Origin of the sequence: Kitasatospora sp. NPDC093558 (genome assembly GCF_040683475.1) — a bacterium.
GTDB lineage: Bacteria > Actinomycetota > Actinomycetes > Streptomycetales > Streptomycetaceae > Kitasatospora.
The window spans coordinates 1-2,559 of the sequence record NZ_JBFBDY010000799.1; the positions used below are offsets into that span (position 1 = coordinate 1).

The 2,559-nt window shown below is 71.4% G+C and carries 2 protein-coding genes; both read right to left on the minus strand.

The features are described 5' to 3' along the window. The coding region (locus tag AB0O00_RS35360; protein ID WP_363658806.1) for an alpha-amylase family glycosyl hydrolase at nucleotides 1-1,104 on the minus strand (1,104 nt) is incomplete at its 3' end. Continuing rightward, nucleotides 1,101-2,559, minus strand: a 1,459-nt coding sequence (locus tag AB0O00_RS35365) for an alpha-1,4-glucan--maltose-1-phosphate maltosyltransferase (RefSeq protein ID WP_363658807.1), incomplete at its 5' end; no start/stop codon positions are given. The genes AB0O00_RS35365 and AB0O00_RS35360, both read right to left, overlap by 4 nt.

Genomic DNA, 2,559 nt, shown 5'->3' on the forward strand with positions numbered 1-2,559 from the left:
CATCCGCGGGTCCTTGGCGTACTCCGCGTACATGTAGTCGCGTTCCTCGTCGGTGACCATCTCCAGGGTCAGCTCGTCGTGGTTGCGCAGGAAGACGCCCCACTGGCAGCCGTCGGGGATCTGCGGGGTCTTGGCGAGGACGTCCGAGACGGGCAGTTTGGACTCCTTGCGCACCGCCATGAAGATCCGCGGCATCAGCGGGAAGTGGAACGCCATGTGGCACTCGTCGCCGCCGGAGGTGAAGTCGCCGAAGTAGTGGACCACGTCCTCGGGCCACTGGTTGGCCTCGGCGAGCAGGACCCGGCCCGGGTACTCGTCGTCCACCGTCTTGCGGACCTGCTTGAGGAACTCGTGGGTCTGCGGGAGGTTCTCGCAGGTGGTGCCGTCCTCGGCGTAGAGGTAGGGGACGGCGTCCAGCCGGAAGCCGTCGACGCCCAGGTCGAGCCAGAACCGCAGGACGTCGATCATGGCCTCGCGCACCAGGGGGTTGTCGTAGTTGAGGTCCGGCTGGTGGGAGAAGAAGCGGTGCCAGAAGTACTGCTTGCGCACCGGGTCGTAACTCCAGTTGGAGGTCTCGGTGTCGACGAAGATGATGCGGGCGTCGGGGTAGCGCCGGTCGTCGTCGGCCCACATGTAGAAGTCGCCGTACGGCCCGTGCGGGTCCGTCCGGGAGGCCTGGAACCACGGGTGCTGGTCGCTGGTGTGGTTCATCACCATGTCGATGATCACGCGGATGCCGCGCTCGTGGGCGGCGTCCAGCAGGTCGCGGACGTCCGCGATCGAGCCGAACTCGGGCAGCACGGCGCGGTAGTCGGACACGTCGTACCCGCCGTCGCGCAGCGGCGAGGCGAGGAACGGCGGCAGCCACAGGCAGTCGACGCCCAGCCAGCGCAGGTAGTCCAGCTTGCCGATCAGCCCGCGCAGGTCTCCCACGCCGTCGCCGTTGCTGTCGTGGAAGGTGCGCACCATGACCTCGTAGAACACGGCCTGCTTGAACCACTGCGCGTCGTCGGGCGGCGCGGGCGTTCCGGGTGTGCCGGGTGCGTCGGGTGTGCCGGGTGTGCCGGGGGCGTGCGGGTCGTCGGCCTTGCGGTGGGTGCTCAACTGTTCCTCCAGGAGAAGATGCGGGCGACCGGCATCCCGGGGGTGAACTCGACGTCGAGGACCGTGCCGAGCGGGCGGATTTCGCCGGTGATCTCGTCGCGGGCGGTCAGCGGCCCGCCGCGGCCGGGGGCCGGCCGCGCGGGGGCGAGCGCGACCTTCCCCGCCTGCGGGGCCCCGGGATCGAGCGTGACGACGAACAGGACGCCGTCGCCGGTGGCCGGGTCGGTCTTGGAGAAGGCGATCAGGGCGTCGTTGTCGCAGGGGTGGAAGCGCAGGGTGCGCAGCTGCTGCAGGGCCGGGTGGCGCCGGCGCAGGTCGTTGAGCAGGGTCAGCCACGGTTCGAGGGAGCGGCCCTTGGCCCGGGCGGCGCTGAAGTCCCGCGGCCGCAGCTGGTACTTCTCGGAGTCGAGGTACTCCTCGCTGCCGGGCCCGGCGGCCTGGTCCTCCATCAGCTCGAATCCGGCGTAGACGCCCCAGGTGGGGGAGAGGCCCGCGGCCAGGGCGGCGCGCACGGCGAACATCGCCGGGCCGGCGTGCTGCAGGCCGCGGGGCAGGATGTCGGGGGTGTTGACGAAGAGGTTCGGGCGCAGGAAGTCGGCGCTGCCGACCAGTTCGGTGAGGTAGTCGGTGAGCTCCGCTGCGGTGTCGCGCCAGGTGAAGTAGGTGTAGGACTGCGTGAACCCGAGCCGGGCCAGGCCCTGCAGCACCGCGGGACGGGTGAACGCCTCGGCCAGGAACAGCACGTCGGGGCGCTCGGCCTTGACGGTGCGGATCAGCCAGTGCCAGAAGTCCGGCGGCTTGGTGTGCGGGTTGTCCACCCGGAAGATCCGCACCCCCCGCTCGGCCCAGAACGTGACGATCCGCAGGATCTCCGCGTAGAGGCTGTCCGGGGCCCGGTCGAAGTCGAGGGGGTAGATGTCCTCGTAGCGCTTGGGCGGGTTCTCGGCGTGGGCCACGGTGCCGTCGGGCCGCACGGTGAACCACTCGGGGTGCTCGCGCACCCAGGGGTGGTCGGGGGCGCACTGCAGGGCCAGGTCCAGGGCGACCTCCAGGCCCAGGCCGTGGGCGGCGGCCACGAAGTGGTCGAAGTCGGCGAGGGTGCCCAGGCGGGGGTGCACGGCGTCGTGCCCGCCGTGGGCGGACCCCACCGCCCATGGCGATCCGACGTCGTCGGGGGCGGCGTCGAGGGCGTTGTTGCGGCCCTTGCGGTTGACCCGGCCGATCGGGTGGACGGGCGGCAGGTAGACCACGTCGAAGCCCATCGCGGCGATGCGCTCCAACTCCCGTGCGGCGGTGCGGAAGGTGCCGTGCACGGGACGCCCCGCGCCGTCGGTGCCGCCGGTGGAACGGGGGAAGAACTCGTACCAGCTGCCGAACAGGGCCCGGCGCCGGTCGGCCTCGACCTGGTGCACCCGCCCCTCGGTCACCAGGTCGCGCGGCGCGCCGGCCGCCACC